The sequence below is a fragment of the Candidatus Margulisiibacteriota bacterium genome (assembly GCA_028706105.1).
Taxonomy (GTDB): Bacteria; Margulisbacteria; Riflemargulisbacteria; order GWF2-35-9; family DYQY01; genus DYQY01.
The window spans coordinates 1-7,608 of record JAQWCF010000018.1 but is presented as its reverse complement, the minus strand read 5'-3'; the positions used below and the strand labels follow the sequence as shown (position 1 = coordinate 7,608).

General features: G+C 34.6%; 7 protein-coding genes and 1 tRNA gene. 2 read left to right on the top strand and 6 right to left on the bottom strand.

Annotated features, from left to right (window positions below; all coding sequences use genetic code 11):
- Nucleotides 1-5: 5 nt before the first annotated feature.
- The 6 genes from PHF25_03105 to PHF25_03080 form a co-directional block, all read right to left on the bottom strand.
- The gene (locus tag PHF25_03105) at nt 6-707 is read right to left on the bottom strand and encodes an OmpA family protein (GenBank protein MDD4527008.1); all 702 of its coding nucleotides are present in this window, start codon (nt 705-707) and stop codon (nt 6-8) included.
- Nucleotides 708-712: 5 nt separating this feature from the next.
- Nucleotides 713-1,501, bottom strand: coding sequence for a MotA/TolQ/ExbB proton channel family protein (locus PHF25_03100; protein ID MDD4527007.1), 789 nt, complete (start codon nt 1,499-1,501; stop codon nt 713-715).
- A 23-nt stretch (nt 1,502-1,524) separates the two neighbouring features.
- A complete protein-coding gene (locus PHF25_03095) occupies nt 1,525-2,286 on the bottom strand; it encodes a FliG C-terminal domain-containing protein (GenBank protein MDD4527006.1) in 762 nt (253 codons plus the stop codon).
- Nucleotides 2,286-3,887 carry a FliG C-terminal domain-containing protein gene (locus PHF25_03090; GenBank protein MDD4527005.1) on the bottom strand — a complete coding sequence of 534 codons (1,602 nt, stop codon included), beginning with the start codon at nt 3,885-3,887 and terminating at the stop codon, nt 2,286-2,288. Before PHF25_03090 ends, PHF25_03095 begins: the two co-directional genes overlap by 1 nt.
- A 139-nt stretch (nt 3,888-4,026) precedes the next feature.
- Nucleotides 4,027-4,368 carry a single-stranded DNA-binding protein gene (gene ssb, locus PHF25_03085; GenBank protein MDD4527004.1) on the bottom strand — a complete coding sequence of 114 codons (342 nt, stop codon included), beginning with the start codon at nt 4,366-4,368 and terminating at the stop codon, nt 4,027-4,029.
- A gap of 156 nt (nt 4,369-4,524) precedes the next feature.
- Nucleotides 4,525-4,797 (bottom strand): HU family DNA-binding protein, encoded by a 273-nt coding sequence (locus tag PHF25_03080; protein MDD4527003.1) that lies wholly within the window; start codon nt 4,795-4,797, stop codon nt 4,525-4,527.
- A 179-nt stretch (nt 4,798-4,976) separates the two neighbouring features.
- Here PHF25_03080 and PHF25_03075 point away from each other — a divergent pair, with 179 nt between their 5' ends.
- Together PHF25_03075 and PHF25_03070 are read left to right on the top strand one after the other, a co-directional pair.
- The gene (locus PHF25_03075; GenBank protein ID MDD4527002.1) at nt 4,977-7,256 is read left to right on the top strand and encodes an ATP-dependent Clp protease ATP-binding subunit; all 2,280 of its coding nucleotides are present in this window, start codon (nt 4,977-4,979) and stop codon (nt 7,254-7,256) included.
- A gap of 66 nt (nt 7,257-7,322) precedes the next feature.
- A tRNA-Arg gene (locus tag PHF25_03070) sits at nt 7,323-7,399 on the top strand.
- Nucleotides 7,400-7,608: the final 209 nt, after the last annotated feature.

The window sequence follows — 7,608 nt, the reverse complement described above, 5'->3', positions numbered from 1 at the left end:
GCAACCTAAGAACCCAAAACATTATTCACAAACACTTCTTGCAACATTATATTAATTTCAATTCTTCTATTCTTCGCTTTATTTTCTTCTGTGTCGTTTGGCATCATTGGTCGATACTCCCCATATCCCACTGCCTGTATTCTCATTGGAGATATTCCAACTTTTTCTACAAAAAACTTAATAACAGAATAAGCTCTGTCAAAAGATAAATCCCAGTTCGAGTCATACTTTTCTGTTTTAATTGGTACATTATCAGTATGCCCTTCTATCACAATTTTATTATCGGTTTTTTTTAATATTTCTCCAATATCCTTTAAAATCTCTAATGCATCTTCTTTTAAGGTTGCTTTTCCTGTCTCATATAATATTGGTGACGCCAAAACTACTCTTATTTTACTTTCTTCCACCATAACATTTAAAAAATCACTTAGCTTCTGTTCCTGAATGTATTGCTTGACCTTATCAACAACGTTTATTCTTTCTTCTGAAGGTGTTTTTTCGGCTATTTGAGGTTGTAAATACTGTCCCTTTAAAGAAACTCTTATTGACTCAAAAATCTGTTGCTGTTCACTTTCTGACACATTATTCATAATAAATGTGTACAACAAAAGAAAGAGAATCATTAAAAAAGAATTAAAGTCCGCCCAAATGGTAAAAAAATTACCACCTTCACCGCCTTGTACTTTTTTGCGTCTTAATTTGAGCATCTTTCTTACTCTTTTGTTTCACTCTCTTGTTTTTTCTCTTTCTTTACTTTATTTGACAAAAATCCTCGCAAATATGTTTCCACCTTTATTGGGATTTCACCTTTTGCTATCATTATTATGCCTTCTACCATAATCGTCTTACTGAGTAACTCATGTTCATTTTTTTTCTCTAATCTTTTACCTATAGGCTGTAAAATAAACCCAGAAATAAAGACACCATAAAGGGTTGTTAGCAAGGCTAGTGCCATGGATGGACCAACGGTTTTTGGATCTGTCATATTCTGAAGAACCTGCAAAATACCCACAATAGTTCCAAACATACCAGTTAACGGTGCTATTGATGACATAAAAGTAATAGAACCAACATTGTTCATGTGTCTTGCATCTATTTCTTGGATTTCATTTTCTAAAACTACCCTAATAAAATCTGGATGTAATTTATTGACAATCATGAGCAAACTATTACCTAAAAACCCATCATCAAACCCTTGTCCGGCCTCTTCCAACGCTAGTCTACCTTCTTTCTGAGATAAAATAGAAAGCTCCACTAACTTATCCACTATTTCTGGGTGTGAGGGAAATTTTTCTTTTTTTACTAGAGTCTTAATTCCAGCTAAAACTCCTTTTACGTCTTCAAAAGAAGATGCCATAATAAACAAGGAAATAGTTCCGCCAATAACCATCATTGCTGAAGCAAACTGCAGATAAACTGCTGGATTAATGAAAATATCTGGCACTGAAAGTGCCAAAACGATAAATAAACAAATCATTCCTACGAAAACTAGTATGTCCATATTGACCCCCCTAGACTAATAGACTATTTTTCTTTACCTGAATCATCGCCCAAAATAGAGTCGATAAAACCATCCCTTTCCAAGTTCCTTGAATACTCAATGATATACTGTTGTGCCTTTTTTATCTCTGTTCTAGAGTACTTGCTCTTCCCAAACTCTATTCCTTGTTGCACCATGTTTTTTATCCCCTTTGGCATAACCGCATATAATTTTTCAACTTTATCAGACGGCATCTGACAAAAAGCTATGGATAAAACATCAGAAGGTATATCAGAAAAAATTCTGGCAAAATCTTTTTCTGAAACATTAAATAAATCTTCAAAGAACAACATAATTTTTCTAAAGGCAGAAGCTGTTTCTGGGTATCTAGAAGTAACCGCATCATTAATAACAGTTTTCTGGTCTATGTCCAAATATTCAATTATCTTTGCTAAAACATATCTTCCACCAAATTGTTCAGTAAGTAACTTTCTAAGAATTTTATCAAATTGATCTATTTCACTTTTCGTAAATTGAATCAAGGAAAGCATTTCTGCAATAATTTGTGCCTTCATCTCGTCATCAAACTCTTCCATAATCCTTTCAGCAACCTCTGGATCAACTGACGAAATAACTAAGTAAAGATATTTGATATTGTCTACTTTTGACTTAATTATCTTCTTAAGGACATGCGCTGTGTGATAGGCGTTTTCTTTATTAATATAAGAAAAATGTTCTTTTTTTACTTGATCGATACTAGCAGTCTCAGTAACCGCTAAATTTTTAATGTCTGTTTTATCAACCATTATAGTTCAATAAACCCTTCTCGCTCTAAATGCTGAGCGTAACTTAAGACTTTCTGTCTTGCTTCCTCGATATCAAACTTAGATGCTGTGTTGGACTTTAAGGCTAGCCATTGGTCAACCATCGCCTTAATACCTTTAGCTAATGTACCTACTACTTTTCGTTGTCCTTCTGGGTCTACATGAACAAGAGCTGTTGCGATAACCTCTGTGTCAATATCGCTAAAAACTCTAGTAATAACAGAGATGTCTAACTTCAATAAATCATCAAATAAGAAAATCAAAGAATTAACTTCATCAGAAATACCAGGGTATTTTGTAGAAATAATGTTTAATATTTTCTTTTTATCTTCACCTGGAATTCTCTCAATAATTAATTTTAATCTATTTCTTCCACCAAACAAATATTCAATATTTTCTTTAATTTCCTGCTCTAACTGTTGCATCTCATTATCTGGATAATGTTGCAAAAACATAATATTATTGGCGATTTCTGCTTGTATTTTTGGTGGATATTCCACCAAAATAGAGGAAGCCAGCTTAAACGGCAAACAAGATAATACAACCGCAATAGTTCTAGGGTTTGCTTGCTGTAAAGCAATTTTGACTTGTAATAAAAACTTCAGCTTAAATACGTTTTCTTCATCAATAAAATTAAAATATCTTTCACCATTTCCCAAAATACCTTTCTGCATTTCAATCAGTTTGGCTTCTTCTTCATTTTTTTTGTTTTCTTCTTCTTTTTTCTTTTTATGCTCTTCTGCTCTCTTCTGTTTTTCTGCTGCTGTCATTGCAGCACCAGCTTCTCCACCGTCAGCTCCTAAGCCTTCTCCCGCCGCGCCATCACCAGAGCCACTTCCTCCACCAGAACCACTTCCAGCAGAACCTTGACCTGAAGCCATTGCTTCTTTCTCTGCACCCGCGCCTTCTTCACCTGCTCCTGCTTTATCTTTTTTACCCTTATTGGGTAGAATCTTTAAAAGTACAATACCAATAACAAGAAGCAATAAAACTATTACTGCAATTACAATTATTGGTGTCCAATCATTTTTCTTTTTAGAAGTAACACTAGATGCCGACCTATCAGCTTTTTGAAGTGTAGAAAAGTTTTCTCGAAGAATTGTTAATTTATCTCCTGCGTTTTCGTCTAGTTCTAAAAATTTAGTAACAAAAGTTTTAGCTGACCTCAAGTCACCCATTTTTATCTTATTATCAAGAATTAAAACAACGTCTTTGTTTCTGATGATTGGTGGTCTTTGCACTATTTCATAATTTAAAGGAATGCCTTCTCCTGAGCCACCTTGAGTAAGGAATCGTAAGGAGGGAATACCGGGAACTACTGTCTGCTGAGAACCACTACCTGAGCCTCGAGAATCCATACCATCAATCTGTGGCAAAGACGTGTACCTTATTTCGTATTTTTCTGAATCTCCTAATAAAGAAATGTAAACAATAGAATTTTCAGGACCTAAAATCCTATCAAGTGCTGTTTGTACTTTTTCTTCTAGATGCTTTTGATTATCCATCAATGCCTGAGCATTAACAGGCACATAAATAGATAAGATAAATAACCCCAAAAGCAATAATTGTTTTGCTTTTACCACTTTAACCCTCTGTCTCTTTGCTCTTTTATAATTATTGAGTATAACATGGCAATATGTCATTAAACAATAAATTGAGCATTAAAATATGTAAGCAAAAAAGCAGATAAACTGCCCTCTTGCTTACATATTAGCATATATCTTACTCGGCAACAGTAGCTGGCGATTGTTTTACTGAAAGAAACTTTAAATTTTCTGCAATTACTTCCGTAATCCATCTCCTTTGCTTGTCTACTTCATAAGAACGAATCTGAACTCTTCCATCAACCAATACCTTCTTACCCTTTTTTAGATATTCGCCTCCTATTTCAGCTAGTTTTCCCCAGCTTACTATGTTGAAAAAATCTACCTCAGGCTCCTTGTCTTTACCAGCATAGCGTTCTACCGCAATAGTAAAGTCTGTCTTGCTTTTCTTCCCTACCTTTTTTGTATCTGGATCTTTAACCAAATTACCAACCAATGTCACATGATTATACGCACTCATCTTCTTTCTCCTTTCCTCTTTGTTTTGTGCCGGCTAAATACTATACTAATATATTTATATTATTTCGTCAACTATTTTATATTAATATTTTATTACGTAAGTTTGATAAGATAAAAATACCCCTCAGAAAAGAGGGGTATTAATTAAAAGCAGTTGTTAGTTAACTGATTCTTTTAGCTGTTTACCTGCACTGAAAGAAACTGTGTTCTTTGCAGGGATATTTATAGTTTGACCTGTTTGTGGATTTCTCCCTGATCTGGCTGCTCTTTTTTTCTTCTTCCAAGTACCAAATCCTACTAAAGAAACATCGTTTCCACTTTTTAATGCACCTTGTACATTATCAAGTATGGAATCCAGTGCCTTTGAAATCTCTGATTTTTTCAAACCAGTATCTCCTGATACTGCATCAATTAATTGCCCTTTGTTCATAATGTTCACCTCCTTATTTTCGTACTATACTTGGACTATACTCATTTTTAAATCAAAAGTCAAGAAAACCGCCTCGTTTTTTTAAAAAAGGCTAATAATCAAGCTATCTATGGATTTACCTTGCATTTTACGTGGTGATTTTGTAATATTAAAAAAACTAATTTAAAGGTGGGATATCTATGTTTTCAAAATTTACCCAAGAAGCCATCCAGGCAATTATGCATGCTCAAGAAAAAGCAAAAAAATTACAAATTCCTTACATTAACAACGAGTTAATTTTTTATGGAATATTAAAAGTTGACGATTCTGTTATCATAAAGTCACTAAAAAATCTTAAACTAGATATAAATATTGTTAGAAGCATCATACAAAAGAACCTTCAAGAGCATAAAAGTAGCTACAAAAACGACACCATCCCTTTTTCTCCTCAAGTAAAAAGTCTTCTTTCTCAAGCTTGGGATGAAGCAAGACAGTTAGGCCACAATAATGTCGCGATTGAGCATCTTTTTTTAGCAATCATTAAAGATTCCTCAACTGGAATTTCTACAATATTAGCTGAAGCCAATATTGATTCGATAAAAATCAAAGACGAAATTCTTTCTCTTTTAAGCGAAAACTATGCTGAAGAAGATATAATTACTGAAAAGACACAAAAAAACACAACACCTACGCTTGATATCTATGGCCTTGACTTAACAAAGCTCGCCAGAGAGAAAAAACTAGACCCAGTAATTGGCAGAGCTAATGAAATAAAAAGAATAATGCAAATTCTAAGCAGAAGAACTAAAAACAATCCTGTCCTTACTGGTGAAGCCGGCGTGGGAAAAACAGCCATTGTCGAAGGATTGGCACAACTAATAGTAAATAATGATGTTCCTCCTAATCTTCTGAACAAAAGAGTCATAACGCTAGACCTTGGCTTGTTGGTTGCAGGCACAAGATTTAGAGGAGAATTTGAAGAAAGAATTAAAAAAATTATTGAAGAAATAAAAAATGATAACACCACCATCCTTTTTATTGATGAAATTCATACTATTATTGGAACAGGTAATTCTGAAGGTTCTTTAGATGCAGCTAATTTAATGAAGCCCTCCCTAGCGAGAGGTGAAATACAGTGCATTGGTGCAACAACTATCAACGAATACAGAAAATCCATAGAAAATGATGCTGCACTGGAAAGAAGATTTCAATCTATCTTTATTGATCCTCCTTCTGAAGAAGACACCTTAAGCATTCTCAAGGGGATAAGAACTAAATACGAAGAGTTCCACAAAGTAAAATTTACTGATGAGGCACTGGAAAGTGCTGTTCATTACTCAATTAGATATATTACCAATCGCCAACTGCCAGATAAGGCCGTAGATTTAATTGACGAAGCGGCTTCAACAGAAATGCTAGAAGCATCCAAAACACCTTTAGCAGAAGGAGAAGAAAGAACAATCATTGTTGATACTAAATCAATTATTAATGTTGTTTCTACTTGGACTGGTATTCCTTTAAATGAGCTTTCAACCTCTGAAGCTGAGCGATTGAAAAAAATGGCTGAAGAGCTTGCCCAAAGAGTTGTTGGCCAAGAAGAAGCAATTCACTCTCTTGCTAAAGCAATAAAAAGATCTAAGGCTGGTCTAAAAGACCCCAAAAGACCGACAGGATCATTTCTTTTCTTAGGCCCTAGTGGCGTAGGTAAAACCGAATTAGCCAAACAATTAGCTGTTTACTTGTTCGGAAAAGAAGATTCTATCATCCGCATTGATATGAGCGAATATACTGAAAAACACACAACTTCTAGACTAATTGGCTCTCCTCCCGGTTATGTTGGCTACAATGAAGGTGGTCTGTTAACGGAACCTGTTAGACAAAAACCTTTCTCTATTGTTCTTTTTGATGAAATAGAAAAAGCACACCCAGAGGTTCTTAACCTATTGTTACAGGTTATGGAAGACGGTCGTCTGACAGACTCTACTGGTAAGCTTGTAGACTTTAAAAATACTATTATTTTAATGACTTCTAACGTAGGAGCAAAAACCATAGAAAACAACACTACTTTTGGCTTCAAAACCAATCACTCAGAAAAAGCTGACTACGAAAGAATGAAAGAAAAAATTATGGCTGACATTAAAGAAACCTTTAGGCCAGAATTTATGAATAGAGTTGATGACGTAATTGTCTTCTCTGCTCTAACCAAAGAAAACTTAGAAGAAATAGGTCAATTGTTTATTAATGACATCAACAAAAGAATTCAATCCAAAGAAATTACTATCAAAGTATTACCAAAAGCAAGAGCTTGGATAATCAATAAAGCTTTTGAGGCAAACAAAGGCGCTAGACCTATCAGAAAAGCTATTCAAGAGTACATAGAAGACCCTATTTCTGATCTTTTGATAGACAGAGACCTAACCCCCGGATCATCTATTACTGTAGGATTAAAGGGCGATGCGCTAACTTACACTAAAAAATAGTAGCCCCTTAGGTTCCTGTTAAGTGACTGTCTTTTTAGGATATGTTATGATTACTCGTTATTAATTGCGCTTGTAGCTCAGCTGGATAGAGCGTCTGTCTACGGAACAGAAGGCCGGGGATTCGAATTCCTCCAGGCGCACCATTTAAAAATCAAAGTAAATTCTCCTACTACTGCATTTTAGAAAAAGTATAGTCGAATCCCAGCTAGGGATTCAGAAACAACCCCGCTTACAGACTGTGTCACAAATACTTCCTCTCTGTACAATTAAATGGGCTACAACCCTTATATTTATTGAGTATATTTGATATAATAGTAGCATCAAAAGGGGGCTAATATGGTATATAAAACAG